General features: G+C 68.0%; 24 protein-coding genes. 13 read left to right on the top strand and 11 right to left on the bottom strand.

The features are described from left to right. Positions 1 to 2: 2 nt before the first annotated feature. Complete coding sequence (locus tag ACSQ1X_RS03365) at positions 3 to 341, bottom strand: hypothetical protein (RefSeq protein ID WP_055800810.1); 339 nt, start codon at positions 339 to 341, stop codon at positions 3 to 5. 408 nt (positions 342 to 749) lie between these two features. Here ACSQ1X_RS03365 and ACSQ1X_RS03360 point away from each other — a divergent pair, with 408 nt between their 5' ends. From ACSQ1X_RS03360 to ACSQ1X_RS03350, 3 genes are all read left to right on the top strand, one after another. Continuing rightward, positions 750 to 1,382 carry a hypothetical protein gene (locus ACSQ1X_RS03360; protein WP_436056653.1) on the top strand — a complete coding sequence of 211 codons (633 nt, stop codon included), beginning with the start codon at positions 750 to 752 and terminating at the stop codon, positions 1,380 to 1,382. Between the two features lie 158 nt (positions 1,383 to 1,540). Then, on the top strand, positions 1,541 to 2,317 hold the full coding sequence (locus ACSQ1X_RS03355; RefSeq protein WP_436059249.1) for a YcnI family copper-binding membrane protein: 777 nt from the start codon (positions 1,541 to 1,543) through the stop codon (positions 2,315 to 2,317). 100 nt (positions 2,318 to 2,417) lie between these two features. Beyond that, positions 2,418 to 3,059 carry a DUF4232 domain-containing protein gene (locus ACSQ1X_RS03350; protein ID WP_390251199.1) on the top strand — a complete coding sequence of 214 codons (642 nt, stop codon included), beginning with the start codon at positions 2,418 to 2,420 and terminating at the stop codon, positions 3,057 to 3,059. Positions 3,060 to 3,081: 22 nt separating this feature from the next. Here ACSQ1X_RS03350 and ACSQ1X_RS03345 read toward each other — a convergent pair whose 3' ends face one another. Continuing rightward, positions 3,082 to 3,552, bottom strand: coding sequence for a DUF4383 domain-containing protein (locus ACSQ1X_RS03345; RefSeq protein WP_436056652.1), 471 nt, complete (start codon positions 3,550 to 3,552; stop codon positions 3,082 to 3,084). 124 nt (positions 3,553 to 3,676) lie between these two features. Between ACSQ1X_RS03345 and ACSQ1X_RS03340 the strand changes: the two genes are divergently transcribed. From ACSQ1X_RS03340 to ACSQ1X_RS03330, 3 genes are all read left to right on the top strand, one after another. Beyond that, entirely contained in the window at positions 3,677 to 5,179 is a 1,503-nt protein-coding gene (locus tag ACSQ1X_RS03340; RefSeq protein ID WP_436056651.1) for an FAD-dependent oxidoreductase, read from the top strand. Between the two features lie 139 nt (positions 5,180 to 5,318). Beyond that, positions 5,319 to 10,379: a DNA glycosylase AlkZ-like family protein gene (locus tag ACSQ1X_RS03335; RefSeq protein WP_436056650.1), complete on the top strand. Its 5,061-nt coding sequence runs from the start codon at positions 5,319 to 5,321 to the stop codon at positions 10,377 to 10,379. Continuing rightward, complete coding sequence (locus tag ACSQ1X_RS03330) at positions 10,372 to 11,211, top strand: Fpg/Nei family DNA glycosylase (protein WP_055800836.1); 840 nt, start codon at positions 10,372 to 10,374, stop codon at positions 11,209 to 11,211. Before ACSQ1X_RS03335 ends, ACSQ1X_RS03330 begins: the two co-directional genes overlap by 8 nt. Here the strand turns inward: ACSQ1X_RS03330 and ACSQ1X_RS03325 are convergent. Further along, a complete protein-coding gene (locus ACSQ1X_RS03325; protein ID WP_055802377.1) occupies positions 11,166 to 11,822 on the bottom strand; it encodes a YczE/YyaS/YitT family protein in 657 nt (218 codons plus the stop codon). The genes ACSQ1X_RS03330 and ACSQ1X_RS03325 overlap by 46 nt on opposite strands. Before the next feature lie 61 nt (positions 11,823 to 11,883). Here ACSQ1X_RS03325 and ACSQ1X_RS03320 point away from each other — a divergent pair, with 61 nt between their 5' ends. Further along, on the top strand, positions 11,884 to 13,374 hold the full coding sequence (locus tag ACSQ1X_RS03320) for a PLP-dependent aminotransferase family protein (RefSeq protein ID WP_436056649.1): 1,491 nt from the start codon (positions 11,884 to 11,886) through the stop codon (positions 13,372 to 13,374). A gap of 116 nt (positions 13,375 to 13,490) precedes the next feature. Here the strand turns inward: ACSQ1X_RS03320 and ACSQ1X_RS03315 are convergent, their stop codons facing one another. Both ACSQ1X_RS03315 and ACSQ1X_RS03310 read right to left on the bottom strand, forming a co-directional pair. Next, positions 13,491 to 14,183 (bottom strand): SRPBCC domain-containing protein, encoded by a 693-nt coding sequence (locus ACSQ1X_RS03315; RefSeq protein WP_436056648.1) that lies wholly within the window; start codon positions 14,181 to 14,183, stop codon positions 13,491 to 13,493. Then, positions 14,176 to 14,808 carry a helix-turn-helix domain-containing protein gene (locus ACSQ1X_RS03310; protein ID WP_436056647.1) on the bottom strand — a complete coding sequence of 211 codons (633 nt, stop codon included), beginning with the start codon at positions 14,806 to 14,808 and terminating at the stop codon, positions 14,176 to 14,178. The genes ACSQ1X_RS03315 and ACSQ1X_RS03310 overlap by 8 nt, the downstream gene beginning before the upstream one ends. 268 nt (positions 14,809 to 15,076) lie before the next feature. Here ACSQ1X_RS03310 and ACSQ1X_RS03305 point away from each other — a divergent pair, with 268 nt between their 5' ends. Beyond that, a complete protein-coding gene (locus ACSQ1X_RS03305; RefSeq protein ID WP_436059248.1) occupies positions 15,077 to 16,021 on the top strand; it encodes an RluA family pseudouridine synthase in 945 nt (314 codons plus the stop codon). A 55-nt stretch (positions 16,022 to 16,076) separates the two neighbouring features. Next, positions 16,077 to 16,736: a DedA family protein gene (locus ACSQ1X_RS03300; RefSeq protein WP_235505759.1), complete on the top strand. Its 660-nt coding sequence runs from the start codon at positions 16,077 to 16,079 to the stop codon at positions 16,734 to 16,736. A gap of 13 nt (positions 16,737 to 16,749) precedes the next feature. Here ACSQ1X_RS03300 and ACSQ1X_RS03295 read toward each other — a convergent pair whose 3' ends face one another. From ACSQ1X_RS03295 to ACSQ1X_RS03280, 4 genes are all read right to left on the bottom strand, one after another. Further along, positions 16,750 to 17,055: a hypothetical protein gene (locus tag ACSQ1X_RS03295; protein WP_055800854.1), complete on the bottom strand. Its 306-nt coding sequence runs from the start codon at positions 17,053 to 17,055 to the stop codon at positions 16,750 to 16,752. Between the two features lie 111 nt (positions 17,056 to 17,166). Then, the gene (gene ppc, locus ACSQ1X_RS03290; RefSeq protein WP_436056646.1) at positions 17,167 to 20,031 is read right to left on the bottom strand and encodes a phosphoenolpyruvate carboxylase; all 2,865 of its coding nucleotides are present in this window, start codon (positions 20,029 to 20,031) and stop codon (positions 17,167 to 17,169) included. Between the two features lie 115 nt (positions 20,032 to 20,146). Beyond that, on the bottom strand, positions 20,147 to 20,512 hold the full coding sequence (locus tag ACSQ1X_RS03285; protein WP_436056645.1) for a hypothetical protein: 366 nt from the start codon (positions 20,510 to 20,512) through the stop codon (positions 20,147 to 20,149). Positions 20,513 to 20,525: 13 nt separating this feature from the next. After that, positions 20,526 to 21,206: an NADPH-dependent F420 reductase gene (locus tag ACSQ1X_RS03280; RefSeq protein ID WP_055800862.1), complete on the bottom strand. Its 681-nt coding sequence runs from the start codon at positions 21,204 to 21,206 to the stop codon at positions 20,526 to 20,528. Between the two features lie 171 nt (positions 21,207 to 21,377). Between ACSQ1X_RS03280 and ACSQ1X_RS03275 the strand changes: the two genes are divergently transcribed. The 4 genes from ACSQ1X_RS03275 (at position 21,378) to ACSQ1X_RS03260 (ending at position 24,595) form a co-directional block, all read left to right on the top strand. After that, positions 21,378 to 22,394 carry an aldo/keto reductase gene (locus ACSQ1X_RS03275; protein ID WP_436056644.1) on the top strand — a complete coding sequence of 339 codons (1,017 nt, stop codon included), beginning with the start codon at positions 21,378 to 21,380 and terminating at the stop codon, positions 22,392 to 22,394. After that, positions 22,391 to 22,984, top strand: a complete 594-nt coding sequence (locus tag ACSQ1X_RS03270) for a TetR family transcriptional regulator (RefSeq protein WP_436056643.1) — start codon at positions 22,391 to 22,393, stop codon at positions 22,982 to 22,984. Before ACSQ1X_RS03275 ends, ACSQ1X_RS03270 begins: the two co-directional genes overlap by 4 nt. 139 nt (positions 22,985 to 23,123) lie before the next feature. Further along, positions 23,124 to 23,735: a TetR/AcrR family transcriptional regulator gene (locus ACSQ1X_RS03265; protein WP_436056642.1), complete on the top strand. Its 612-nt coding sequence runs from the start codon at positions 23,124 to 23,126 to the stop codon at positions 23,733 to 23,735. A gap of 35 nt (positions 23,736 to 23,770) precedes the next feature. Then, the gene (locus ACSQ1X_RS03260; RefSeq protein WP_436056641.1) at positions 23,771 to 24,595 is read left to right on the top strand and encodes a DUF1684 domain-containing protein; all 825 of its coding nucleotides are present in this window, start codon (positions 23,771 to 23,773) and stop codon (positions 24,593 to 24,595) included. A 107-nt stretch (positions 24,596 to 24,702) separates the two neighbouring features. Here the strand turns inward: ACSQ1X_RS03260 and ACSQ1X_RS03255 are convergent, their stop codons facing one another. Further along, positions 24,703 to 25,935, bottom strand: a complete 1,233-nt coding sequence (locus ACSQ1X_RS03255; RefSeq protein ID WP_436059247.1) for an acyl-CoA dehydrogenase family protein — start codon at positions 25,933 to 25,935, stop codon at positions 24,703 to 24,705. Further along, positions 25,935 to 26,771, bottom strand: a complete 837-nt coding sequence (locus ACSQ1X_RS03250; RefSeq protein ID WP_436056640.1) for an SDR family NAD(P)-dependent oxidoreductase — start codon at positions 26,769 to 26,771, stop codon at positions 25,935 to 25,937. Before ACSQ1X_RS03250 ends, ACSQ1X_RS03255 begins: the two co-directional genes overlap by 1 nt. Positions 26,772 to 26,893 lie beyond the last annotated feature (122 nt).

Below are 26,893 nucleotides of genomic sequence, written 5' to 3'. Positions count from 1 at the left end.
GGCTACGGAGCGTCGGGGCGCTGGTCTCCCTTGTGGCCGCGCAGGTTGTCTTGGACCTTGCCGAAGAGATCCTTGATGGTGGACTCCGTATTCGTAAGCATGTCCGGCTGGACGTAGACATCCTGCGTCGGAGGCAGGCTGTAATGGGACTGCAGGCCGCCCGCGCCGTCAACGCCGTCCAGCGCGATGGTCACCCCGCCCTCTTTGCGCGCAATGGCCCCGATCCGGCCGAACACCAGCGTGAACTCGTCCGGCTGGAAGCTGACCGTGTGCCCGACGTGCGTCCGGTTAAGCTCGCCCGCCGCAACCGCTTTCTCGTTGCCCGTACCTGCATAGTCCATGGTTGTCTCCTTGAGGTTGGCTGCGTATGCCAGCAGTCTAGGCCGGGCTCCGGGTGCGGCATAGGGGGTTGCTGGGCGCCTGCACAATTCGCTCCGCCCCGCCTCGGCACTTCATCCATTGAGTGGCCCCGCTGCCGGCGGCTTAGATGGATCGGTCGGCGCTGACCACCAGTTGACGGCACCGGGAATCAACCAGGCTTCAGAAACGGCATCGGGGACCATCGTGACTTTGCAGGACAATTCGGTGAGCAGCACTACAGGCTCGGACGCCGCGCAGCAGGCCACCTCCGGCACCACGCACTGCGACGACGACTGCCACTATTGCTCGGGCCCCGAAACAGACTAGCCGGGCTGTCACCTTTCCCCCGCTAGAATTACAGGCAACGAACCGAACCGAGGGAGGACTCCGTGCGCACTCACCACGCCCGGACTCCTTTCCATTCCCTCCGCGCGGCCATGGTCGCGGCGACGATAGTTACCCTCGCAGCTGCAGCCCACGTCCTTGGCGGCGGCGAACTGCCGGCACCCGGCATCATGGCAGCCGTCCTGGCCCTCACCGGATTGGCGGCCACCGCGGCCACCCGGCTCAAACTGAACTTCCCCGCGATGGCTTCGCTCCTGGGAGCCGGGCAACTGGTCCTCCATGAGGCGTTCAGCGCCTTCAGCTCTCCGGGCGGCACCCGACAGCCCGCCGCCCCGGGACACCACGCCACTGCATGGCCGCCAGGCATCACGCTGGACACCGCCGGCAGCACCGCCAGCCACCTGCACCAGTTCGATTCCGCCTGGACTGCCGGCATCATGCTCGGCGGACACGCCATGGCCACGCTCGCCTGCGCCCTCCTGCTGGCCAAGGGCGAAGCTGCCCTGTGGTCGCTCGCGGCGTGGCTCCGGCCACTCATTCAACTTCCCGAAGCGGCCATGCCAGACGTCGTCGCGACACCTGCCGACGCCGGCTGGCCGTCCGGTTCGGCTCCCCTCCCCTGGCGAAACCTCAGGGCTGACTGCCCGCGGGGCCCGCCCGCCGTCGTCGTGCTTTAACCTTCCTGACACACTTTCCCGGCTCCGCCCTGCCTGCTGATCCGCCCGTTTCCGGGCGGTGTCCGACAGTCGCCCGGACGCCCAATCCATAGTTTTGTGCACCGCTGTTAGTGCGACGTGCACCCTTGAAAGGCCCCCCTTTGAAAAAGTCCAAACCCATGTCCTTCCGCCGCACCCTCTCCGTTACGGCTGCGGCCGGCGGCACCGCAGCCCTCATGCTGGCGGGAGTCACGGCTGCCTCCGCACACGTCGGCGTCACGCCTGACAAGACCGACGCCAACTCTTACGCACTGCTCACCTTCGGGATCCCGCACGGCTGCGACGAATCGGGCACCACCAAGGTGACCATCACGCTGCCCGACGAGCTCAACGACGCCCAGCCCACGGTGAACCCGAACTGGACCGTGGAGAAAGTGGTGGAGCAGCTGCCCGAACCGAAAAAGCTGGCCGACGGCGCCACCATCACCAAGCGGACCAGCAAGATTGTCTACACCGCCAAGACTCCGCTGAACCCCGAGCTGCGGGACGCCCTGGTGCTCTCGGTCAAGCTCCCCGACGCCGCCGGCAAGACCCTCCATTTCCCCACCCTGCAGAACTGCGAGCAGGGGCAGACGGACTGGTCCGAGATCGCCAAGGACGGCCAGGACCCGCACTCGCTCAAGGCGCCTGCGCCCTCGCTCACCGTCACGGCCGCCGCGGCGGACGCGGCGGACGGACACGGCAGCCATGCGTCGGCGTCGACAGACACCGCGGCAGACACCGCCCAGGCCTCCTCGGTGACGGGCTCCGGCGCGGACGACGGATCCCAGGCACGCAGCTGGGCGGGCCTGGTGGCCGGCGTCGGAGGACTCGCCCTGGGCGGGGTGGCGCTGATGCGCAGCCGGAAACCCGCCGCAGCCGCTGCTTCAGGAACCCCCTCGGAACCCGGAAAGTAGCGCACCGGATTGGTGCCCGGAAATCACAATCCGGGCATCAATCCGCTGCAGCGGTCGTGGCATCGTTGACTCAGGCAACGGCGGGCATAAAGTGTGACCCATGAGGTCTCAGCCAATCAAAAACGGACTTGCCATCGCGACGGCGGTTGCGGCCGCCGCCTTCCTGCTCACCGCATGCGGGCCCAGCCAGCCGCAGCCCCAGGGAACCTCCGCGGGCGCTTCCACTTCCAGCGCCCCGCCCGCCACGTCCACCCCGGCCGGCAGCCAGGCGGCCAGCACTCCGGCGTCGTCCTCGTCCGCGACGTCGCCGTCGTCCGCGGGACCGTCGCGGTGCAAGGCAGCCAACCTGACGGTTTCATCGGATTCCTCAGGTGGCGGCGCCGCCGGCAGCGTCTATTCCAAGCTCATCCTTACCAACTCCGGGACCGAACCCTGCCTTCTGCGGGGCTTCCCGGGAGTGTCCCTCACCGCAGACGCCAACGGCGCCCCCATCGGTGCCCCCGCCCGGCAGGACGGGTCCTCGCCCGTTGCGGACGTCCTGCTTGCTCCGGGGCAGGCCGGAGCCGCGGACATGCGCTACACGCAGGCAGGAAATTACACCGACTGCACGCCTACGGAAGCTGCCGGCTACCGGATCTATCCGCCGGAGGAGACCGCCTCGCTGTTCCTCGCCGAACCCCGGACCGCGTGCAGCAACGATGCGATCGAGCTGCTGACCATCGGGGCATTCCACGCCCGGTAGGGCCTGCCGGGACTCCCCGAACCTACGCCCGGGATTCCCGCAGCTTTGCGGGCGCATCGCGGGAGAACGCAACCCCGAACCCGATCAGCGCCATGCCCAGAAGGAGGTGCAGCCAGTTGTCTGCGCTGTTCACGGGGAGGATGTTGACGGGCGAGTCCATTGCCAGGAACTGCCCGACGGTCCAAAGGACCATGTAGGCGACCCCCGCGCCGATGAGGAAATTCCGGGCCGGCAACGGACGCCGTGACATCAGCACACCTGCCGCTCCTGACAGCAAGTGGATGAGGTTGTGGAGGACGGACACTTGGAAGACGCCAAGGAGCATGGCCTCCGAGCCGTGTCCGGCAAACGCCAGCGTGCCGTAGTTTGCGGTGATGCCCGGGATGAAACCCAGCACGCCCAGCACAAATACCGTCACCCCCGCGATAAGTGATGACTTCTGGACGTTCTTCCGCAAACCGAATCGGGCCCTGGCGGCTTCGGATGTTTTCATGGTGCCGCTCCTGTTCCCCGGTCACGCTGCTCATGACATGATAAGTCTACTTATGAACCCCTTCGGAGTCCCCCGCTAGCGCCACGGCATGGGTCTTCGGGGACCGGGAAAGGCAGGCAGGACTGTGACCTCGCTTTGGTTGGACCGTGACCACTCCTTCCGCAGCGACCAGTTCCATCCTCGCAGCACGGTTGACACCGTGGTGGCAGGGGCCGGGCTGACCGGGCTGGTGGCCGCTTTGCTGCTGGCCCGGTCCGGCAAGAAAGTGCTGGTTGTCGAAGCCCGGAGCCCGGGCGCCGTCACCACCGGCAACACCACGGCGAAGGTTTCCCTGCTGCAGGGAACCGTGCTGTCGGCATTGCGCCAGCAGTATTCAGAGAAAGTGGTGGGTGCCTACGTCGAGATGAACCGCGAAGGCCAGGCATGGCTGCTCCGGTACCTGGCAGAGCGGAGTGTGCCGTTCCAGCATCGCGATGCCTACACCTACGCCACCTCCACGGACGGAACCGAAACCCTCCGCCTCGAATTGGCCGCTGCCCGGGCCGCCGGGATTGAGGCCGAGTACGTCACCGATCCCGGACTGCCTTTCCTTGTCAAAGGTGCCGTCCGTCTTCGCGGACAGGCCCAGATTCATCCCCTGGAAGTCATCGACGCCCTCGTGGACGACGTCCGCTCGCATGGCGGACAAATCGTCTCCGGCGTGCGGCTGAACGGGCTCCGGGGACTGACGGGGCCGGGGCCGGCGGTAGTCCAGACCGATCACGGCCCCGTTCACGCCCGGGAGGTGGTGCTCGCCACCGGCACGCCGGTCCTGGACCGCGGGCTCTATTTCGCCAAGCTCAAGGCCCTGCGGTCCTATGCGGCGTCATTCGAACTGCCTGGGACAACCGCCGTGCCGGACGGCATGTTCCTTTCGGTTGAGCAGCCGGTCCGTTCCCTGCGCGACTACCCCGGCGACGGCCGCCGGCTGATCCTGGTGGGCGGCAACGGTCACCCTGTGGGCCGCGCCAGGTCAGCGCAGGCCTACCTCGACACCCTGGTTGAATGGACAACGGCCCAGTTCCCGGGGGCCAGCCTCACCCACTCCTGGTCCGCGCAGGACTACCAGGCCACCAACCTGATGCCGTTCTTCGGCAAGCTCCCGCGGGGGCAGGGCCGGGTCTATTTCGCCACTGGCTACAACAAATGGGGCATGACCAACGCCGTGGGTGCGGCACTGGACATCACCGCCGACATCCTCGGCACGCGGCTCCCCTGGGCCAGCATCATCCACCACCGGGTCACGTCCCCGGCCGGGGCCGCCTCCGCGGTCTCCCTTAATGCTGCCGTTGCGGCCAGCGTGGCACGGGACTGGGGGCAGGTGGGACTCAAGCGCCTGGATGAGTCGCGCGAGCCACCGCCTGAGGGGGCAGGCCGAGTGACCCGTCGCGGCCGGAAACCCGTAGCCGTGTCCACCGTCGACGGCGTCCGATGCCAACTGTCCGCCGCCTGCACGCATCTGGGCGGAATCGTGCGCTGGAACGACAGCGAAAAGTCCTGGGACTGCCCGCTGCACGGCTCCCGCTTCAGCAGCGACGGGACGGTGCTGGAAGGACCAGCCACCCGGAACCTCCGCCAGATTGACTGACCCGGCGGAACCGGCCCCGCTGCCGGTGCCGCCGGACGGCAACCTCCCCGGCGCAGCGAAACGTGCCGTGAAGGGTGCGGTGAAGGGTGCCCTGGAGGGTGCCGCCAATAGTGTCAGTGCTGTAAGGCATGATGGAGGAATGCAGGGGAAGGAGCCCGCCGGCGGCGCATTAGGTGAGACACCGTCCGCGCGGACCATGGACAGGTTCAGCGAGTCCACCAGGGAGTGGTTCCTCGGCGCTTTTTCGGCACCGACGCCTGCACAAATCGGCGCCTGGCAGGCCATCTCGTCCGGTTCGCATGCGCTGGTGGTCGCCCCGACAGGATCCGGCAAAACCCTCGCGGCATTCCTCTGGGCGCTCGACCGCCTCCAGTCATCCGCTCCCGCCGAGCCGGAAGCCCTGCCGGGTCTCGACCCCGCGGCCAAAGGCAGGAAGCCGAAGGCGCCCAAGCGTAAAACACGCGTCCTGTACATTTCGCCGCTGAAGGCGCTTGGCGTCGACGTCGAACGCAACCTCCGCGCGCCGCTCATTGGGATCACCCAGACCGCCAAAAGGCTGGGCCTGCCAGCCCCGCTGATCACCGTGGGCGTTCGTTCGGGAGATACGACGACGGCGGACCGCCGAGCGCTGCTCAGCCACCCGCCGGACATCCTCATCACCACCCCGGAATCACTGTTCCTGATGCTCACGTCCAGGGCCCGGGAAACACTGGCCGAGGTGGACACCATCATCGTGGACGAGGTCCACGCCGTTGCCGGCACCAAGCGCGGCGCGCACTTGGCCGTCTCGCTGGAACGCCTGGACGCACTTCTGCCCAAGCCCGCGCAGCGGATCGGCCTTTCGGCCACCGTGGAGCCCCGCGAACTCGTGGCCCAGTTCCTGGCCGGTTCCGCACCGGTGGAAATCGTGGCACCGCCGTCGAAGAAGAACTGGGACCTGACGGTTTCCGTGCCGGTGGAGGACATGTCTGATCTGCAGGGGGCCGCCGGCGCCTTTGATTCCGGGCCCGCCTCCGGGCTGCAGCCGCAGGCATCCATCTGGCCGCATGTTGAGGAAAAGATTGTGGACCTGGTGATGGCCAACCAGTCGACTATCGTGTTCGCCAACTCGCGCCGCCTGGCTGAACGGCTGACGGCACGGCTCAACGAGATCTATGCCGAACGCCAGCTGGTGGCGGCGGGCGGCTGGGGAGAATTCGGCGCCGAGGCACCGGATTTCGAAGCGGTGCCAGCCGGCGGGCCGGCGGATGGACCAGGCCGAGCGCCAGCTGATGGACCGGCCGGAGTGCCGGCAGCGGGGGCCGGCACTCCGACGTCCACGGCAACCCCCGCGCACATGATGGCACAGGCAGGCAGCACCGCGGGCGCCGACCCCGTCCTGGCCCGGGCGCACCACGGCTCCGTCTCCAAGGACCAGCGTGCGCTGATCGAGGACGACCTCAAGTCGGGCCGGCTGCGGTGCGTTGTTGCCACGTCCTCCCTTGAGCTTGGAATCGACATGGGCGCCGTGGACCTGGTGGTCCAGGTGGAGTCGCCGCCGTCCGTGGCCAGCGGGCTGCAGCGGGTGGGCCGCGCAGGTCACCAGGTGGGTGAAGTCTCGCAGGGCGTCCTGTTCCCCAAGCACCGCGCCGACCTCGTGCACACCGCCATCACCGTGGAACGCATGCTGGGCGGCAAGATCGAACGGCTCAGCGTTCCCGCCAACCCGCTGGACATCCTGGCGCAGCAGACAGTGGCCGCCACCGCGCTGGGCTCCATCGACGTGGAGGAATGGTTCTCCACTGTCCGCCGCTCGGCCCCGTTCGCGTCCCTCCCCCGCTCGGCGTTCGAGGCCACCCTGGACCTGCTGGCCGGCCGCTACCCGTCCGACGAATTCGCCGAGCTCAGGCCGAGGATCATCTGGGACCGCAATGCCGGCACCATCGAAGGCCGGCCAGGGGCGCAGCGACTGGCCGTGACATCCGGCGGCACCATTCCGGACCGCGGACTGTTCGGCGTCTACATCATCGGCACCGAGGTGGAAGGCTCCTCGTCGCCGTCCACCGAGGGCAAAGCTGCCAGCCCGGGTGCATCCGCCGCCAAGGGCGGACGGCGCGTGGGCGAACTCGACGAGGAAATGGTCTACGAATCCCGGGTGGGAGATATCTTTGCCCTGGGCGCCACCAGCTGGAAGATCGAGGACATCACGCACGACCGCGTCCTTGTTTCCCCGGCCTTCGGCCAGCCGGGCAAGCTCCCCTTCTGGAAGGGCGATTCGCTGGGCCGGCCGGTTGACCTGGGCCGCGCCCTCGGCGCGTTCGTCCGCGAACTGTCCGCGTCCGACGTCGGCCCCGCCACCGAGCGCTGCAAAGCCAGCGGCCTGGACGACTTCGCCGCCAACAACCTGATCCAGTACCTCGCCGAACAGAAGCTCGCCACCGAAGTGGTCCCCAGCGACACCACGCTGGTGGTGGAGCGGTTCCATGACGAGCTGGGCGACTGGCGAGTGGTGCTGCACAGCCCGTTCGGCATGCCTGTACACGCGCCCTGGGCCCTCGCCGTGGGCCAGCGGCTGCACCAGCGCTACGGGATGGACGGCTCCGCCATGGCCGCGGACGACGGCATTGTGCTGCGGGTGCCCATGATGGAGGACGAGCCGCCGGGCGCCGAGCTGTTCCTCTTCGAACCCGACGAGCTGGAGCAGATCGTCACAGCGGAAGTGGGCGGCAGCGCCCTCTTTGCCTCGCGCTTCCGCGAGTGCGCTGCCCGGGCGCTGCTGCTGCCCCGGCAGAACCCTGGGAAGCGGCAGCCCCTGTGGCAGCAGCGCCAGCGGTCCGCGCAGTTGCTGGACGTGGCCCGGAAGTATCCGACGTTCCCGATCGTGCTGGAAACCGTGCGCGAATGCCTGCAGGACGTCTACGATCTCCCGGCACTGAAGGACATCGCGGCGTCCATTGAGCGGCGCGAACTGCGGATCCTCCAGACCACCACCCAGCAGCCCTCCCCGTTCGCGAAGTCCCTGCTGTTCGGCTACGTGGCCCAGTTCCTTTACGAGGGCGATTCGCCCCTTGCGGAGCGCCGGGCTGCCGCGCTGGCCCTGGATTCAACCCTGCTCAACGAGCTCCTGGGCCGGGTGGAGCTGCGCGAACTGCTGGACGCCAAGGTAATAGAAGCCACCGAGCGTGAACTGCAGCGGCTGGCCCCGGACCGCCGGGTGCGGGGCATGGAGGGAGTCGCGGACCTGTTGCGCCTCCTCGGACCGCTGACGCCCGAGGAGGTTGCCGCCCGGCTGGAACCGGTGGCTGGGCCTGCCGCGGTGGTTGAGCCCGCCCCGGTGGCGGACGCCGTCGCCCACCTCACCGCCCTGCAGCGGGCCAACCGCGCACTCAGGGTGAACATCGGCGGCGTCGAACGCTTTGCGGCCGTGGAAGACGCCGCCCGCCTGCGGGACGCCATCGGAGTGCCCCTGCCCATGGGGGTGCCGCTGGCGTTCATCGAGCCGGTGGCCGATCCGCTCGGCGACCTCGTCTCCCGCTACGCCCGCACCCACGGGCCGTTCACTGCAGCGGAAGCGGCGGCCCGGCTGGGACTCGGCGTCGCCGTCGTCAGCACCGCGCTCAAGCGGCTCGCCGCGGACGGCCGTGCGGTGGAGGGCGAGTTCCGGCCGCATGCCCCGCAGCCGGAACACCAGCCCGCACCCGCCCTCGAAACCGAACTACCGGGTGATGCTGCGGCCCCGGCTGCGCCGGTCGCTTCGGTCACGACGCTGGCCGGCACCAGTGAATGGTGCGATGCCGAGGTGCTGCGGAAACTGCGCCGCCGCTCGCTGGCCGCGCTGCGGGCCGAAGTGGAGCCGGTGGACGGCGCCGCCTACGGACGGTTCCTCCCTGCCTGGCAAAACGTCCGGATCCCCGGACGCGGCAGGGGTCAGTCCGCCCTGCGGGGTCTGGACGGCATCATTACCGCCGTCGATCAGCTCTCCGGCGTGCCGGTTCCGGCCTCCGCGTGGGAACCGCTTGTCCTCGCCGGCCGCATCAGTGACTACCAGCCCGCCATGCTGGATGAACTGATGGCCGCCGGAGAAGTCCTCTGGTCCGGCGCCGGTGCGCTGCCCGGCAATGACGGCTGGGTGAGCCTGCACCTCGCGGACTCGGCCGAACTCACCCTCAACCCTTCACCGGACTACGAGCCCGGGGACGCGCAGCAGCGGCTGCTGGAGCACCTGCAGAACAACGGTGGCGGCTATTTCTTCCGCCAGCTGAAGGACATTGCCGGCGGTATGGACTCCGTGCTCAGCGACCAGGATGTGGTGGCAGCCCTCTGGGACCTCGCGTGGGCAGGCCGCATCACCGGCGATACCTTCGCTCCGGTCCGTGCCATGATCGCCGGCGGCCACACAGCGCACCGGCAGGTAGCCCGGGCCCCGCGGGCTCGCGCACCGCGCATGAGCAGGCTGGGACGCGCCCACGGCACGGGCCTCATGGGATCTGCCGGGCTGACCGGCGGACGCTATGGGTCCGTGACCGGCGCCGCTCCCACCCCGCCGCTGGCGGCCGGACGGTGGTCGGCCCTCCCGTCGCCGGAACTGGACCCCACCATCCACGCCCGCGCCACGGCCGAACTGCTGCTGGACCGGTACGGCGTCGTGACGCGCGGTTCCGTCATGGCGGAGAACATTCTGGGTGGATTCGGCCTGATGTACAAAGTCCTCGCCAGGCTGGAAGAGGCCGGGCGCTGCCGCCGGGGCTACTTCATTGAACACCTCGGCGCCGCCCAGTTTGCGGTTCCTGCCACGGTGGACCGGCTGCGGTCGTACTCGGAGGACTCGCAGCTGGCGAAGCCGGAGCCCGTTGCCCTGGCGCTTGCCGCGACGGACCCCGCCAACCCCTACGGCGCCGCCCTCCCGTGGCCCGCGCTCAACGTCGAAGCCGGAAGCGGGCATCGCCCGGGCCGGAAGGCCGGAGCCCTGGTGGTGATGGTCGACGGCGCGTTGGCGCTTTACGTGGAACGCGGCGGCAAGACGCTGCTCGCCTTCGACGACGACCCGGAGGTGCTGGCCGCCGCCGCGGCGGCGCTTGTCGGGGTAGTCCGGCGCGGAGCCGTGGACAAGCTCATCATGGAGAAGGTCAACGGCCACGGCATCCTGGACACGCCCGTGGCCGCAGCCCTGACCCACGCCGGCGCTTATTCCACCCCGAAAGGACTGAGAATCCGTGCCTGAAGGCGACTCCGTCTGGCGGGCGGCCGCGCAGCTTCACGCGGCCCTGGCCGGACACCAGCTCACAGCCTCCGATTTCCGTGTGCCCCGGTTCGCCACCCTGAAGCTGGCAGGCTGGACCGTGGACGAGGTGGTGCCCCGCGGCAAGCACCTCCTCATGCGCCTTCGAAGTCCCGCTGAGGAACGCCTGACCATCCATTCGCACCTGAAGATGGAAGGCGCATGGCAGGTCTACCCGCCCGGCGGACGCTGGCGGAAACCGGGGTTCACTGCCCGGTGCGTGCTCCGCACAGCCACCGCGGACGCCGTCGGGTTTTCCCTCGGCATCCTGGAAGTGGTCCGTACGGCTGACGAGGACTCCGTCGTCGGACACCTCGGGCCGGACCTGCTCGGGCCGGACTGGGACATGGAGGAGGCTGAACGGCGGCTGCGCGCGGCGCCGGAGGTTCCCATCGGCGTGGCCCTGCTGGACCAGCGCAACCTCGCCGGCATCGGCAACATCTACCGCTGCGAGGCCTGTTTCCTGTCCGGCATCCACCCCGCCGCGCCGGTCTCCGATGTCACCGACCTGCCCGCCATGATGGCAACCGCCAAACAGTTGCTGGAAGCCAACCTCGGACCGGGGCGGCGCACCACAGTCCTTAACCCGCGCGGAATGCCGGTGGGCCGGATGGCCGGCCGGCCTGGATACTGGGTATACCGCCGCGAGCACCAGCCGTGCCTGAAATGCGGTACGCCCATCCGCCACGGGGTGCTCGCCACACAGGCCGGCACCGAAGAGCGGGACATCTATTGGTGCCCGAGTTGCCAGCCGCCGCCGGCAGGAACCGACTGATCCGGGCCTGACCCGGGCGGCAGCGGGCGGGAAGCCACCGGCACCGTGAACCGCGGCAACAGCAACTGCACCAGGGGACCGATGGCCAATGCGTAGACCACCGTGCCCACTCCGACGGATCCGCCCAGCAGCCAGCCGGTTGCGAGGACAACGATTTCGATGCCCGTCCGGGACGTCCGCACCGACCACCCGGTCCGCCGCGCCAGGCCGGTCATGAGGCCGTCGCGGGCGCCGGGGCCGAAACGTGCGCCAATATAACAGGCCGACGCGATCCCGTTGAGCAGGACCGCCCCCGCCAGCATGCCGATCTGGCCGCCCAGATGTGAGAACTCCGGAATCAGAGCCAGCCCGACATCAGCAAAGACCCCCACCAGCACGGCGTTGCACAAGGTGCCGAACCCGGGCCACTGGCGGAGCGGAATCCACAGGAGCAGGACGAGGAAGCTCACGATGACCACCACCGCCCCAATGGAGAGGCCCGTCTTTCCCGCAAGACCCTGGTGGAAAACATCCCACGGGTCCAGGCCCAGGCCGGCGCGGATGAACATGGCCAGCGAGATGCCGTACATGGCCAGGCCGGTGAACAGTTGGAGGAGTCTGCGTGTCATCATGACGTCCATCCTCCGTCAGAACTGGCCTTGCAATCCATATCCAGTTTGAGATACTGGCTACATGTCCGGCTCCCTGAACCCCACTGCCTTGATGCGCCTCCTGGGCGGATGGAACCGCGGCGCCGCCCCGGCATACCGCGAGCTGGCCGACGTCGTACGCCTCCTGGTTCTGGATGGGCGCGTCCCCTTGGATATGGCGCTGCCCAGCGAGCGCGCCCTGGCCGAAACGCTGGGAGTGAGCCGGACCACGGTGACGGCCGCCTATGCGAGCCTCCGCGAGCAGGGATTCCTGAGCAGCCGCCAGGGCAGCCGCGGCCGGACCTGCATCCCCCGCCAGATGCCCGCAGGCGCAGGCGGTCCGGGAGCAACCGAGCTGATCAGCCCCAACGCCCTGGCCGGCGCGCCGGGACTGGCAGCCCCGCCGGGCCTGCTCGATCTCGCGTACGCGTCCCTGCCGGCCAGCGGCGAAGTGGTGCACCGCGCCTTCGCCGCCGCACTGACGGAACTGCCGGCCCTGCTGCCGGGTTTTGGCTACGACGCGATTGGCATTGCCCCACTCCGCGAGGCGATCGCTGCCCGATACATGGAGGCCGGCGTCCCCACCACGGCTGACCAGATCCTGGTGACCTCGGGCGCTCAGCACGCCTTGAACATCGTGCTTCGCACCCTGGCCGGCCGGCAGGACAAAGTGCTGGTTGACCACCCCACGTACCCGCACGCACTGGATGCCATCCGGGCCAGCGGCTGCAGGCCCGTGCCGGTCGCCCTCCCCCACGGCGGCGGCTGGGACGTGTCCGGCATGGAAGCCGCCATGATGCAGCAGCGCCCCAAGATGGCGTACGTGGTGCCGGACTTCCACAACCCGACGGGCCGGCTGATGTCCGATCCCCAGCGCCGCCGCCTGGTCCGGGCCGCAGCCGCTACGGGGACGGTGCTGGTGGTGGACGAGACACTGCGCGAACTGAACCTCGACGCCGTGGACACGGCCCCGCTGGCGGCCTTCAGTCCGGACGTGGTCACCATCGGCTCCCTGAGCAAGTCGCATTGGGCGGGGTTGCGGACAGGCTGGATACGGGCCGGAAGTTCGCTGATCCGGCGCTTCGCCGCAGCCCGCACCACCATGGACCTGGGCGGACCTGTGGTGGAACAGTTGGCCGCGGCTCACCTGGTCCGGTCCCTCGACGAACCGCTTCCGGCCCGGCTGGCAGACCTTCGCGAGAACCGGGCCGCGCTGCTGGACCTGATCGGCGGCATCCTCCCCGACTGGCAGCCGGAACGGCCCGACGGCGGGTTGAGCGTGTGGTGCCGGCTCCCGGCGCCGATCAGCACGGCGCTGACGGTCATCGGCCCGGATTTCGGCGTGAGGCTGGCTGCCGGACCCCGTTTCGGCGTTGGCGGGGCTTTCGAGCACTACCTGCGCCTCCCCTTCACTCTTTCGCCCGGGCAATTGGAGACGGCGGTGCGGGCGCTCCGCTCGGCCCAGGAGAAGCTCGACGCCGCACCGCAGCTCCGGCGCAGCCTCCGGCACACACCCGCCGTCGCCATCGCCTGAGCGGGCATCCATTTATGACGCGCAAAATGCCTGACGCGCCGGTATTCCGGTAGCGCCAGGCACTTTGCGTGTCGTCAGGTATTTTGCGCGTCGCGTCCTGCGGGTTGACGGGCCGCCTACGCGTAGACCTTCCCGAGGTAGTCACCCCAGGCCTTCGCCGTGGCTTCGGAATCCCCGCCGCCGCTGAAGTCATGGACGGTCATGCCCACCGGTGCGCCGAAGGCGTTGCGGCCGAAGAAGCGGTACATCGTGTCCGCGGTGCGCAGGCCCAGGAAGTTCTCGTTGGCGAAGTCCACCTGCCCCGTCAGCCGCCCGACGCCGTCGAGCTCCACATCAAAGGTGTCCCCTTGCGAGGCTGCATCCACGCCCAGCGCCTTCTTCAGCTGCACGAAGCCGTCCGGGACCTGCGAGGCCGCGGGACCCTGGATGTCCGTGAACACCACGGGCCGGCCGTCGAAGTATTCCAGGTACTGGCCCAGAGTGTGCAGGTAGAACTCGGTGTGCTTGCTGGCACCGTCGTACTGCTCGTCCCAGTTGTCGGCGAAGATGCCGCTGTGCACGTAATGCAGCCTGGCCCGGCCGCCGTCGAGCGGTTCCAGGACGTGCTCCAGCTGGTTGAACCAGCCGTCCGGTCCGTCCATGCGCGACACCAGGTGCTGCGGATACTCCTCCACGGTTTTCACGGCCGGCCACTGGTCCGTGGGGAACATCCAGCCGGACGTCCCGTTGGTGACGGCTTCCCAGACGCGCTCCGGGGTGCCGGGCAGCTCGGTGTCGTAAACAATCTCGAATTTCCGGTTGTCAGTCATTGTCCTGCTCCTGTTCCTTATCCCCGGACGGGGTGGTTTGTTTTGGTTCTTTGAGTGCCGGGTGAAGCGCGACGACGATCCGGTGCTTCCGCCCGCCCGTCCCGCCGCCGTCGTGGTACTTGTCCACGAGCCGGGTAACCGCGACGCCGAGTTCTTCGGCGAACGCGGCCCGGTCCGCGGCGGTGCGAAAGGTGATTTCGCCGTCGATGGCGAACGTGGCGAGTTTCTGCCGTGCGGCCGCGGCCCCGGCAATCAGCTTCCCCACTTCCTGGACCATGCGCCCGGCGAGCGCCAGAAGCCAGAAGGCGGAGAACCGGTCCGCGAAACGGTGCGGATCCGGCGCCACGGAGGCCAGGGCCGCCGGCGAAATGAGATAGGAAGCGGCCGTGGCCTGCAGCACGCGCTCGGTGACGTTGCCCTTGCGGCGCTCCTCCACCAGCTCCACCAGGCCGTGCCGCTCCAGCGCCTTGAGATGGTAGTTCACCTTTTGCCGCGGCAGCCCTACTTTCGCGGCGAGCTGGGTGGCCGAGCCGGGCTCCGCAAGCTCCTGGAGGATGCGGGTCCGGATGGGGTCCAGTGAGGCTTCCGCCGCCGCCGGGTCCTCGATCACTTCGATGTCCAACATGGTTTAAGTATCGCCACCGACAATTTTATTTGTCAAGAACTTTTTTACCGCCGGTGCCGAGTTCGCCGGAACCGTGCGGGGTCGCCGGAAGTTTTCGGCGATCCGGGCATGGTTCCGGCGAATTCGGCGCGCGGGGCCGGGCCGCGCGGGGCTGAGGCGCGCGGGGCCGAGCGGCGCGGGGCCGAGAGGCGCGAGAGGCCGAGCCGCGCGGGGGCAGAGCTGCCGGGCCGAGGGACACCGGGCGCCACCCCGGTAGAATGGACCGGTGATGCAATCCCCCCTCCCCGTGCGCGACGGCGTGAACGCGACCCGCCTGCGCCTCCCGGACGAGGGGCCGTGGGACACCGCTATGGACTACATGATGCACCGCTGGGGCCACATCGACCCGCAGGGCATCGAGGACCGGTTCGACGCGGGCGAGATTGTGGGCGAAGGCGGCATCCCCTTGGACAGGCGGACCAGGCTCGAGGACCACACCTTCATCTGGTACTACCGCACCCTCCCGCCGGAGACCCGCCTGCCCGTGGAGTTGAACATCCTGCACCAGGACGACCACATCCTGGTAGTGGACAAGCCTCATTTCCTGCCCACCACCCCGGGCGGCACCTACATCCAGGAGTCGGCCCTGGTGCGGCTCCGGAACCAGCTGAACCTCCCGGACCTGATCCCCATGCACCGCCTGGACCGGATGACGGCCGGCATCCTCCTGCTCTCCACCAACCCGGAGACCCGCGGCAGGTACCAGGTGCTGTTCGAGAAGCGCCAGGTCCAGAAGGAGTACGAGTGCGTGTCCGCCGCGGAACCGGCAGCGGGACATCCCGCCGTCGAGTTCCCCGTGGTGGTGCGGAACCGCATGACCAAGTCCCGCAGCTATCTCCTCGCCGAAGTCATCGACGGCGAACCGAATGCGGAAACCCGGATCGACGTGATGAAAACGTACGACGCCGGCAGTCCAGCAGGTGCCCCGGAACGGCGGGCGCTGTACCGGCTTGAGCCGCACTCGGGAAAGACGCACCAGCTCAGGGTGCACATGGCGTCCCTCGGTCTGGGGATCGTGAACGACGCCTTCTACCCCGAGCTGCTGGACAAGGCGCCGGACGACTACACCCGGCCGCTCCAGCTCCTGGCCCGCGGGATCCGTTTTGTGGACCCCATCACCCAGCAGCCGGTGGAGTACCGCAGCAGGCTCCAGCTCAGCGAAGCTCCTGCGTAGCCCCGGCCTGAGACTGGCGTAAGTAAGACATCACTGGCCCGCCCGAGGCGCAAAAATGAGGTACCTTGTGCCCATGGACCTCGCCAACGCTGACACCTGGGGCGCCGCGATCTATTTCTGGATCATCCCCATCGTCCTTGGCGACGCCATTTTCCCGCCGGTGCCCTCCGAAATGGTGGTGATCACGGGCGGAGCGTTGTCCGCCGAGGGCCGCGCCAACTTTCTGCTGGTGGGGTTCCTTGCCGCACTGGCGTCGTGGATCGGCGACGTTGTGGTGTTCCAGCTGTTCAAGCGCCGCCTGAGCCATGTCCTGGACCGGTGGCGGTGGGGCCGTAAATTCCACCGCGGCATCCACGCGGCCATCGCCAAGGCGGGCCGGTCCACCACGTACGGGGCCATCATCGGCGTGCGGTTCATTCCGGGCGGCCGGCTGGCGACGTCGGCCGCTGCTGGCATCGCCGACGTCACCACCCGCGCGTTCAGCTTCTGCGCCGCCGTGGGCGGAGTGCTCTGGGGCACCTGGCTCACGGGGCTCGGCTACTTCACGGGCTCCGCCACCAAGCTGCCGTTCTGGGCGAGCTCGCTGATCGGCGTCGCCGTCGGACTGGTGATCGGCGCGGTGGTGGGCATGATTGTCACCCGCCGCCGCGGCAGCCGGTCCCCGGTGGACGAGCCGGCCGACGATCCAAGCCCGGACGCAGCGCCTTCGGGCTAAACGGGAAACCAGGTCAGACGGGAGCCCAACGGCCGCGGCTGCGGCGGAGCACTAGAAGTGCACCGGTCACCGCAACGCGTTCGACGGCGTCGCGCATCATCGCTGCCGACTCCCGCGCCTGGTTGTTCTCCCCGGTGTACTCGGTTGCCTCCACCAGGAAGCGGAGGTTCAGTTCCGGCACTCCGCCGGCGATCTGCAGCTGGTTGGACTCCACGTGGTGCCTTGTTCCAAGGGCTTCGACGGCGGCGGCCATCACGGCCTCGGGAGCGTTGCCAGGCTTCAGCCCGGTGATCTTAAGTCTTGTCTGGAACGAAGGCATGGAATCCACCCTAGCGTCAGCGCGAACGGGCAGATAACGCCCGCAGATCCTCGTCCGCAGGGCCTTATCTGCCCGTTCGCGCTAACCGTCCCGGGCATCGGACGAGTGGGACTATCCGGTGTTGCGGAGGCCGGCTGCTACGCCGTTGACGGTGATGAGCATGGCCCGCTGGAGGCGCTCATCGATCTCGCCCCCGGACATGCTTTCGCCCTCGGAACCTTCGGCCCGGATGCGGCGCATCAGTTCCACCTGAAGGTAGCTGATGGGATCCAGGTACTGGTCGCGGATTTCCAGGGAGCGTTTGAGGGTTGGCTGAGCGTCGAGGAGCACGTGCTCGCCGGTGAGGTTCTGGATCTCCGTGACGGTGAGTTCGTATTCGTCACGGATGGCCCGGAACAGGTGGTGCAGCTCTTTCGGGACCAGCGTGGAAACGTAGTAGCCGGCAATGTCCATGTCCGTCTTGGCCAGTGTCATTTCCACGTTGGACAGCACTGAGCGGAAGAAGTGCCAGCGCTCCATCATTTCCACAAGCTGATCCGTGTTGCCGGCTTCGCGGGCGGCCTTCAGACCGGAACCGACGCCGAACCAGCCCGGCACAATCTGCCGCGACTGGGTCCAACCGAAGACCCACGGGATGGCGCGCAGCCCGCCCAGTCCTGCGCCCGAGTCCGGCCGCTTGGACGGACGCGAGCCGATGTTCAGGGAGCCGAGCTGTTCCACCGGGGTGGAGGCCATAAAGTAGGCCGGCAGATCCGGATCGTCAATGAGCGAGCGGTACCGGGCGAAGGCGGCGTCGGAGATGGTCTCCATGACGTGGCCGTAGCGCTCGCGCTGGTCCTCGGAGGTGCGCGGGGTCCGGTGCAGTGCGGAACCCTGCATCACGGCAGCGAGCGACAGCTCCAGGTTTTCGCGTGACAGCTCGGGCAGCGAGTACTTGTCCGAGATGACTTCGCCCTGCTCGGTGAACTTGATTTCACCTTCGAGGACACCGTTCGGCTGGGCCATGATCGCATCGTAGGTGGGTCCGCCGCCGCGGCCCACGGAACCGCCGCGGCCATGGAAGAGGCGCACCCGGACGCCGTGCTTGGCCGCGACGTCGCGCAGCTTCCGCTGGGTCTTGTGGATCTCCCACTGGCTGGTCATCACGCCGGATTCCTTGTTCGAGTCCGAGTAGCCAAGCATGATTTCCTGCACGTCGCCGCGCAGCCGGACGAGTTCCCGGTAGGACGGATCGGACAGCAGCTGGTCCACGATCTCCGCCGAAGCCCGCAGCTCCTCCACCGTTTCCAGCAGCGGCGCGAAACCGATCTTGGCGTACGGCGCCTCACCAAAGAGGCTGACCAGTCCTGCTTCGCGGGCCAGCACCGCAGCGGCCAGGACGTCGTCGGCCCCGCGGGTCATCGAAATGATGTACGTCTCGATGACGTCCGGGCCGTAGGTCTTCAGGGCGCGGCGGATCTCACGAAAGACGTCGTACGTGCCGTCAGCGACGCCGTCGAGCTTTATCGGGTGGCCGGACAGCGGACGGCGGGATCCCAGTTCCGCCCCCAGCACTTCCAGGCGCTCGGTGCGGCTGAGTTCGGAATACCGCACACCGGGGCCGCCGAGGCGGTCCATGAGCTGTCCGACGGCGTCATGGTGGTGGTCGGCGTGCTCGCGGATGTCCAGGGTGGCGAGGTGCAGCCCGAAGGAAGCGATGGCGCGGCGCACCCGTGCGAGGGCACCGTCCGCAGCCAGTCCGGCGTGGTGGTTGCGGAGTGATTCCTCCAGCAGTCCAAGCTCGGCGAGGACGCCCGCGGTTGAGGTGTAATCTCGGCCCGGCTCGTGCGAGGAGCCGGCCGCTACGCGCTTGGCTGTGTTGAGCAGCTTGGCCTTGATGCAGGTGAGCTTCAGCCGGTAGGGCTCCTGGGCGTTGAGTTCCAGCACCCGGCGGTCCAGGCCCGGCAGGTTTTTGAGGTCAGTGTCGATCGAGTCCAGCAGTTCCTGGGCCGCCCCGGCCAGTGCCGTGGAGTTGGACAGGATGGCGATGAGCTCGTCGATCATCGCGATGCTGATGCGGACAGCGTGCTGGTTCTGGATCTGGAGGATCTCGCGGGTGACGGCGGCGGTGACGTTGGGGTTGCCGTCGCGGTCGCCGCCGATCCAGGAGCCGAAGCGGAGGGGCGCCTTCTGCGACGGCAGCGTGACTCCGTGTTCGGCCAGCAGCTCGGAGAGGTCCGAGAGCATCTCCGGCATGGCGTCGGTGAGGATGCTGTTGAGGTAGTAGATGGCGTTGCGGGCCTCATCCACCGGGGTGGGCCGGACCTGGCGGAGCTCGTCCGTCTGCCACATCTGGTCGATCACTTCGGCGAGCTGACGGTCCTGGCGGCGGCGGGCCGAAGTGCCTTCCTCGGTGGAAACTGCCAGGACGTCGGAAAGCCGGCGGATCTTGTCCAGCACGGAGCGGCGGGACGCCTCGGTGGGGTGGGCCGTGAAGATGGGACGGACATCCAGTTCGTTGACCACTTCCTGGAGCACTGCAGGTCCGGCCTGGCCGGAAATCTCTTCCACGGCCTTCGCCAGCCAGCCGTCCTTTTCCTGCCGGGTCCGCAGTCCGCGGACCCGGTGGACCTGTTCGGCGGCGTTGGCCAGGTGGAAGTAGAACGCAAAAGCGCGGACCAGGTCGGTGGCCTGGTCAATCGGCAGGGAGCCGAGAAGTTCGCGGACCTGGGCGACGACGTCGTGCGAGCTCCAGGGGCCGGTGGCATCCGCGCCGCCGCGGGCGGCTTCCTTGGATTCCTTGGTCAGGAGGCGGACCTGCTCCACGAGGTCGAGGAGCTCGGGCCCGTGCTGGCGGACCAGCGATTCGCCCAGCAGGGTGGAGACGCGACGGACGTCCGCCCGGAGTTCGGACGCAAGATCGCTGCTGGCATCGGGGCCCGCCGGGTCAGCGCCTGCTGCGAGATGGGAGCCTGGATTTACTGCAGTGTCAGCCATGGAAACTATCTTTCGAGGGTTCGGACTTGGCTCGTACACTGCGCTGGATACTGTGAGCCGGGTTACGTGTTCCTATGGGATGTTACCCGGCACTGTTGCGGCGTGGGAATTCGTCTCAGATAGTGTTCGTGCCCTTGACGTCCGCGGCGGCCCCTGCTTTATTAGGCGCCGCCGCGGGCTTATTAGGCGCCGCCGCGGGCGGCCGTACAGCCCTGATGGTGATTTTCCCGGTGTAGGCCTCGTTGTGGTCGGGGCCCTTCCCGGACTGCGTGGACTCGTGCCGCCGCTGTTTCAGCTCTTCCCTGGCGGCAGCAGATTCCGTGCGGGTGGGGGCGCCCGTGGCGTCAAAGATGCCCAGGACGCTTCCCAGCGATCCCGTTGCCCCCTTGGCGTTTCCGCGACGCTTCAAGACGGACATCCCCGCCACGGTGAACCCGGCAATCAGCGCGAGGCAGGCCACCACCGTGAGCAGCGCGTCCATGCCTCGCCCCGGCTCAGCGTGCGATCTTGAAATTGAAGTTTGCGGTCCCCAGCGCGCCCCAGAGCCGGATCCAGACTGGCAGGAGCATCTCGGTGCCGCGTGCCGTGGTGATGTCGCCCAGGTCAATCACGTCCTGGTGCCCAAGGCTCTTGAGGAGCGTGACCACTTCATGCTTGGCGTCCGCATCGTTGCCCGAGACGAACACGGAGTGGTCGCCGCCCGCCGCGCGGCCGGGATCAACCATCAGACTTGCGTTCATCGTGTTGAGGGTCTTGACCACTTTGGCTTCGGGGAACTTCCGCTGGATCTGCTCCCCCAGGCTGTCCGTGTTGACCGGGTTGAGCGTCGGCGGCATGCCATGGGAGAAATCAAGGGGATTCGAGATGTCCAAGAGAATCTTGCCGGCAAGATTTTCCGCACCCGCGGCAGAGAGCGCAGCGACGGAGCTTGCACCTTCAGTTGCGTTGATTACCAGCTCCGCGCCTGCAGCCACATCGGCGTACGCGGCCAGGTGGACGTGAGGGTGCTCCTGGAGCCACGTGCCGAAGGGAGCCGCACCCATGGCGTCCGGCTCCGTGCGGGCAAGGGTCGCCTTCGGGTCGCGGGTTCCGATGACGATTTCATGGCCGAGACTTGCCAGCGCTCCGGCCATGGTCCGGCCAACGGTCCCGGTTCCTAGTACAGCAATTTGCATGGCGTTCTCATCCTCTGGGCGTTGGTTAGGTTCTTGGGGTAGACAGGTTCGTCTACCCGTGGGCTTGACGGTATCAGGCCGACCCGAGCACCGCAAGGGATCGGCTGAAGGCAAAGTGGTAACGACTGACAATTATTGAAATCTGTCAGCTGATTCTTGTAAGCTCGCTTTATGACCACTTCCATGCAAGCTTTCCGCCGCACCCTCGGCTCCGCCGGACCCGCCACGGCGCCCATCGGGCTGGGCCTCATGGGCATGTCCGACCTCTATGGACCCGCGGACGACGCGGAGAGCGTCGCCACAATTCAGGCTGCCCTCGACGCCGGCGTCACCCTGCTGGACACGGGCGACTTTTACGGCATGGGGCACAACGAGCTCCTGCTGCGCGACGCCATCCGCGGCCGGCGCCGCGAAGACGTGCAGATCAGCGTCAAGTTCGGCGTCCTGCGGGACGCGCGCGGGGGATGGAACGGCGTCGACACCCGGCCGGCAGCCATCAAGAACTTCCTCGCCTACTCCCTGCGCCGCCTCGGCACCGACTACGTCGACATCTACCGGCCGGCCCGCCTCGATCCCGCCGTCCCCGTCGAAGAAACCATGGGCGCGCTGGCCGAGCTCGTGAAACAGGGCCTCATCCGCCACATCGGGCTATCCGAGGTGGGGGCTGAAACGCTGCGCCGAGCGCACGCCGTGCACCCGATCTCAGACCTGCAGATCGAATACTCGCTGATCTCCCGCGGCCTCGAAAAAGAGATCCTGCCCGCAGCCCGTGAGCTGGGAGTCGGAATCACCGCCTACGGTGTCCTGTCCCGCGGCCTCGTCTCCGGTCACTGGCCCGCCCAGACCGAGGGCAACCGCCGGGACTTCCGCGCCCATCTCCCCCGGTTCTCCGGCGAAAACCTGCAGCGCAACCTCGAGCTCGTCGAGCGGCTGCGGCTCATTGCCGACAATAAGGACGCCACCGTGGCCCAGGTGGCCATCGCCTGGGTGCTGTCGCGCGGTGAGGACATCGTCCCCCTGGTGGGCGCCCGCCGCCGCGACCGGCTGGCCGAGTCCCTCGGGGCCGCCTCGCTGGCCCTCTCCAGCCAGGATCTCGCCGACATCGAAGCGGCCGTTCCGGCTGACGCCGCCGCCGGTACACGCTACGACGCGGGCCAGATGGCCATGCTCGACAGCGAGCGGAAGTGAGCCCTGCCGCCGTCGTATTGACGGAAGAGCGCATCCTGGACGCCGCCGAAGACGTCCTTCGCCGCTTCGGCCTGGCAAAGGCCACAGTGGTGGACGTTGCCAAGGTCCTTCGCGTGAGCCACGGCAGCGTCTACCGGCACTTCCCCACGAAAGTTGCGCTCCGGGACGCGGTGGCAAGGAGGTGGCTTGACCGGATCATCGAACCCCTGGATCCGTCGCTGGACACCGCCGGCCCCGCGTCCGAGCGGCTCCTTCGCTGGCTTCAGCGGCTCGCGGCCATCAAACAAGGCATGGCATTGGAAGACCCCGAGCTGTTCGGGACCTTCAGCCAACTGACCGCTGAGGCCAGGGAAGTGGTGGCCGCCCATGTGAACCACCTCGCCGCACAGCTGACCGAAATCATCGCGGACGGCATCGAAAACGGCGAGTTCGCCCGGACGGAGGCGGTCACTGCCGGCCGCACCGTCCTGTATGCCACTGCCCGGTTTCACCACCCGCTGCACGCCGCGGAGTGGGCGGATCCGGCGATCCATGACGATCTGACGGAAGTGTGGAAGCTGCTGGTGAACGGTCTGGACGCCCGCCCCTGACCTGCGCGGGCGAAGAGGCCTGACCTACGCGGGCGGGGAGGCCTGACCTGCGCGGGCACCCGCCCCAGACCCCGGGCGGGTTGGCCTACCAGCAGTGCGGGCCCCGCCTGAGACAGACTTGTCTGTGTACCATTGACGTATGACGACGCGAGCAGCCTCCGCACCGCAGGCTGTCCGAACTTCCGCCGGCCCCGCCAGGGAGAAGATCCTGGCAACCGCCTTCAGGTTGTTCTACGCGCACGGCCTGCGCGCCGCCGGCATTGACACCATCATCGCCGAGTCCGGGATCTCCAAGGCCACGTTCTACAAGTACTTTCCGGCGAAGGACGAATTGATCCTGGCCTACCTGGACAGGGTCGACGCCATCTGGACCGGCCAGCTCCACGCTGCTGCGGAGGCCGCAGGACCGGACCCGGCGGCACAGCTCGTTGGGCTGTTCGATGCCCTTACCTCTGCCTGCCGCCGTGACGGTTACCGGGGCTGCGCTTTCATCAACGCAGCGGCCGAGTCGGCGTCGGGAACCCCCGTCCACGAACGCACGGTTGCGCATAAGAGGGCTGTGCTGGCGTGGATGCAGGGGCTGGCTGCCGAGGCGGGCGCCGCGCGTCCGGACCGGCTCGCACGGAGCCTGTCGCTGATCCTCGACGGCGGCCTGGCCAGCGGCGTGCTCGACGGTGACCCGGAGGCCGCCGAGACAGCCAGGGATGCTGCCTCCCGGCTGATCGCTGCAAGCTTGGGCGCCGCGGAGTAAGGTTGCCGCGACGGCCGCGCCACCTTGGAGGAACAATGAACACTGCCCCTGATGCCATCGTGGAACGCTGGAACCGGTTCCGCGCCAACCGCAACAAAGCATTGGCCGGTGACTACGGCTGGTTGACGCTCACGTCGTTCCAGTGGCTGGAAACCCAGCCCGCCGCCGTCGACCTCGCCCCGGGACTCTGGTCAACGGACGGCACGACGGCGTTCCTCACCGCGGGGGCGGCGGACGGGCTGACGCTGGTGGACTCCGGGCAGCCGGTGGACGGCACCATTTCCGCCGTACTGGCGGACGAGGAATCGCTGATGTGGGTTCAGTTCGGCGGCGACGACGGCAAGCAGGTGGTGGTGGAACTGGCCATGCGGGCGGACAAGTACGCCATCCGCACCAGGGATTCGAAGTCGCCGGTGTTTACCGAGTTCGACGGCGTGCCCACCTTTGAGTACCGCCCCGACCTGGTGGTCGAAGCAAGTTTCCGCGCCTATCCGGAGCCCGTGGACGTCCCGATCGGCACAGCGAATCCGCTGGTGGACGGCGTGCACCGGACCGTGGGCGAACTGGTGTTCCGGCTGCCCGGCAAGGACCACGAGTTCCACCTGCAGGCCGAAGAAGAGAAGCTCGGCGCACTGACCGTCACGTTCCACGATGAGACCAACGGCGATTCAACGGACGACTGGCGCAAGGTGTCCACTGCGAAGCCGAGGCCGGACGGATCAGTGGTCCTCGACTTCAACCGCGCCATCAACTACCCGAGCGCCTTCACGCCCTACGGGACCTGCCCCATGCCGGTGAAGAACAACAGCCTGGACTACCGGATCGAAGCCGGCGAGAAGGACCCGATGATCGCCGACTGAGCGCGAACGGACACTTAAGCCCCCACGGTGAGGGGCCTCAAGTGTCCGTTCGCGCTCAAGGCTCACACTCGGGTGAGGGGCCTCAAGTGTCCGTTCGCGCTCCAGGCTCAGACGATCGCGGATACTCCGGTTACGGCGCGGCCCACGATCAGCGTGTTGATCTCGAACGACCCCTCATAGGTGTAAATGGCCTCGGCGTCGACGAAGATCTTGGCCATCCGGAAGTCCGACACAATCCCGTTGCCGCCCAGGATGGACCTCCCCATGGCCACGGTTTCGCGCATCCGGGCACTCGTGTACGACTTCGCCAGCGCCACCTGGGCCATGTCCGCCTTGCCCTCCTGCTGCAGCTGCGCGATCCGGACCATCATGCCCATGCTGGCCACGGCATTGCCCAACATGGTCACCAGCTGCTGCTGGATCAGCTGGAATTTGGCCAGCGGACGCCCGAACTGCTGGCGTTCGACGGCGTGCTGCCGGGCAACGTCGAACGCCGCCAGCTGCTGGCCCACCGCCTGCCACGCCACCATGATCCGGGACCCCCGGAGCAGTTCGTTGGTGTCCTCGAAGCTTCCGATGCCGGCGAAGCGGTCTGCCTCCGGCACCCGCACATCCCGGAAGACAATGTCCGCGTTCTGCACCGTACGCAGGGCAATCTTGTTCTCGATCCGGCTTCGGCCCACCCCGGGCAGCGTCGCGTCCACGATAAATCCCCGGATGGCGCCGTCGGCCTCGTCCCGCGCCCAGACGAGCATGTAGTCGCAGAACGTCCCGTTGCCGATCCAGCGTTTGGCCCCGTTGAGGACCCAGACGTCGCCGCCGTCGGCAGCTCCCGTCGAGCCGGACACGCGGCGCGCCCGTGTTTCCATTCCGCCGGCCACGTCGGAGCCGTGCTCCGGCTCGGTCAGTGCGAAGGCGCCGGTGGTGCGGAGGTTGGCGGCGTCGTCGAGCAGGCGGGACTTCTGCTCGTCGGAGCCGAATCCGTACAGCGACTCCACGAAGAGGTCATGGTGCACCAGGAAGAATGTGGCGATGGACGTGTCCACCCGGGTGATCTCGGCGATCACCAGGCCCGCGAACAGGTGGCTGTAGCCGCGCTGGGCCGGTGCGCTCAGTTCCAGGGCCGCCAGCTTGGGCAGGATATGGGCAGGGAATTCGGCGTTGTTCCACCATTCCGTGGCGAACGGCGCGATCTCGGCCGCCAGGAATTCCCGCAGCTCCTGCAGTTTTAGCCGTTCGCGTTCGCTGAGCAGCGATTCGAACCCGAAGAAATCAGCAGTAGGCAGAGAATCCACAGCGTTCGCAGCCGGGTCCGGTATCCCCGGATTTGCCGCCGGCATCACTTCGGCCCCATCCGGATGGCGCCGTCGAGGCGGATGGTCTCGCCGTTGAGCATGGCGTTGTCCACGATGTGCGCGGCCAGGCTGGCGTATTCGGCGGGGCGGCCGAGCCGTGAGGGGTGCGGAACCTGCTGTCCCAGCGAATCCTGGGCGTCCTGCGGCAGTCCGGCCATCATGGGCGTCTCGAAGATGCCCGGCGCGATGGTGACCACGCGGATCAGGGAACGGGCCAGTTCGCGGGCGATCGGCAGGGTCATTGCCGCCACGGCCCCTTTGGAGGCGGCGTAGGCGGGCTGGCCGATCTGGCCGTCGAACGCGGCCACGGAGGCGGTGTTGATGATGACGCCGCGCTCCGGGCCGCCGAGTCCGGTCGAGACGGGCTCGGTGGCGGCCATGGCAGCGGCAGCCAGGCGGATCACGTTGAAGGTGCCCACCAGGTTGATCTGGATGACGCGGTTGAAGGTCTCCAGCGGCAGCACACCATCGCGGCCCAGGACCTTCCCCGGCGTGGCGATGCCCGCGCAGTTCACCACTATGCGCAGCGGCCCCAGGGCGACGGCGGCGTCGACGGCGGCCTGCACCTGGTCCTCGCTGGTTACGTCGGCAGGAACAAAAACAGCGGTTCCGCCGGCAGCGGCCCCGGCACCACCCGACGCACCGGCATCGGTTCCGGCGCCGCCGAGGCCGTTCAACTCGGCCGCGAACTCCTCGCCCCGCGAGGACGGCAGGTCCACCAGCACTACGGAGGCCCCTGCGTCGAACAGACGCCGTGCCGTCGCGGCGCCCAGCCCGGAGGCCCCGCCCGTAATGAGCGCGACAGTACCTTTGATGTCCATGCATCCTCCTTGATGTGGAACCGGAACCCCGGCGTAACGCTAGTTAATGAATGTTAACTGGAATAGGAGCAAACCGCACACCCGCCCGGCACCCCGGACGCACACCCGCCCGCCACCCCGGA

The sequence above is a fragment of the Arthrobacter sp. LjRoot78 genome (assembly GCF_964254335.1).
In the GTDB taxonomy this organism is placed as follows: Bacteria; Actinomycetota; Actinomycetes; order Actinomycetales; family Micrococcaceae; genus Arthrobacter.
This window is presented reverse-complemented; position numbering and strand designations above follow the sequence as displayed.

Bases quoted from the DNA above. Each gene is read 5' to 3' on its own strand.
- ACSQ1X_RS03365 (WP_055800810.1), bottom strand. From the start codon at position 341: ATGGACTATGCAGGTACGGGCAACGAGAAAGCGGTTGCGGCGGGCGAG.
- ACSQ1X_RS03355 (WP_436059249.1), top strand. From the start codon at position 1,541: ATGTCCTTCCGCCGCACCCTCTCCGTTACGGCTGCGGCCGGCGGCACC.
- ACSQ1X_RS03350 (WP_390251199.1), top strand. From the start codon at position 2,418: ATGAGGTCTCAGCCAATCAAAAACGGACTTGCCATCGCGACGGCGGTT.
- ACSQ1X_RS03345 (WP_436056652.1), bottom strand. From the start codon at position 3,552: ATGAAAACATCCGAAGCCGCCAGGGCCCGATTCGGTTTGCGGAAGAAC.
- ACSQ1X_RS03335 (WP_436056650.1), top strand. From the start codon at position 5,319: ATGCAGGGGAAGGAGCCCGCCGGCGGCGCATTAGGTGAGACACCGTCC.
- ACSQ1X_RS03325 (WP_055802377.1), bottom strand. From the start codon at position 11,822: ATGATGACACGCAGACTCCTCCAACTGTTCACCGGCCTGGCCATGTAC.
- ACSQ1X_RS03320 (WP_436056649.1), top strand. From the start codon at position 11,884: ATGTCCGGCTCCCTGAACCCCACTGCCTTGATGCGCCTCCTGGGCGGA.
- ACSQ1X_RS03315 (WP_436056648.1), bottom strand. From the start codon at position 14,183: ATGACTGACAACCGGAAATTCGAGATTGTTTACGACACCGAGCTGCCC.
- ACSQ1X_RS03310 (WP_436056647.1), bottom strand. From the start codon at position 14,808: ATGTTGGACATCGAAGTGATCGAGGACCCGGCGGCGGCGGAAGCCTCA.
- ACSQ1X_RS03305 (WP_436059248.1), top strand. From the start codon at position 15,077: ATGCAATCCCCCCTCCCCGTGCGCGACGGCGTGAACGCGACCCGCCTG.
- ACSQ1X_RS03300 (WP_235505759.1), top strand. From the start codon at position 16,077: ATGAGGTACCTTGTGCCCATGGACCTCGCCAACGCTGACACCTGGGGC.
- ACSQ1X_RS03295 (WP_055800854.1), bottom strand. From the start codon at position 17,055: ATGCCTTCGTTCCAGACAAGACTTAAGATCACCGGGCTGAAGCCTGGC.
- ppc (WP_436056646.1), bottom strand. From the start codon at position 20,031: ATGGCTGACACTGCAGTAAATCCAGGCTCCCATCTCGCAGCAGGCGCT.
- ACSQ1X_RS03285 (WP_436056645.1), bottom strand. From the start codon at position 20,512: ATGGACGCGCTGCTCACGGTGGTGGCCTGCCTCGCGCTGATTGCCGGG.
- ACSQ1X_RS03280 (WP_055800862.1), bottom strand. From the start codon at position 21,206: ATGCAAATTGCTGTACTAGGAACCGGGACCGTTGGCCGGACCATGGCC.
- ACSQ1X_RS03275 (WP_436056644.1), top strand. From the start codon at position 21,378: ATGACCACTTCCATGCAAGCTTTCCGCCGCACCCTCGGCTCCGCCGGA.
- ACSQ1X_RS03265 (WP_436056642.1), top strand. From the start codon at position 23,124: ATGACGACGCGAGCAGCCTCCGCACCGCAGGCTGTCCGAACTTCCGCC.
- ACSQ1X_RS03260 (WP_436056641.1), top strand. From the start codon at position 23,771: ATGAACACTGCCCCTGATGCCATCGTGGAACGCTGGAACCGGTTCCGC.
- ACSQ1X_RS03255 (WP_436059247.1), bottom strand. From the start codon at position 25,935: ATGCCGGCGGCAAATCCGGGGATACCGGACCCGGCTGCGAACGCTGTG.
- ACSQ1X_RS03250 (WP_436056640.1), bottom strand. From the start codon at position 26,771: ATGGACATCAAAGGTACTGTCGCGCTCATTACGGGCGGGGCCTCCGGG.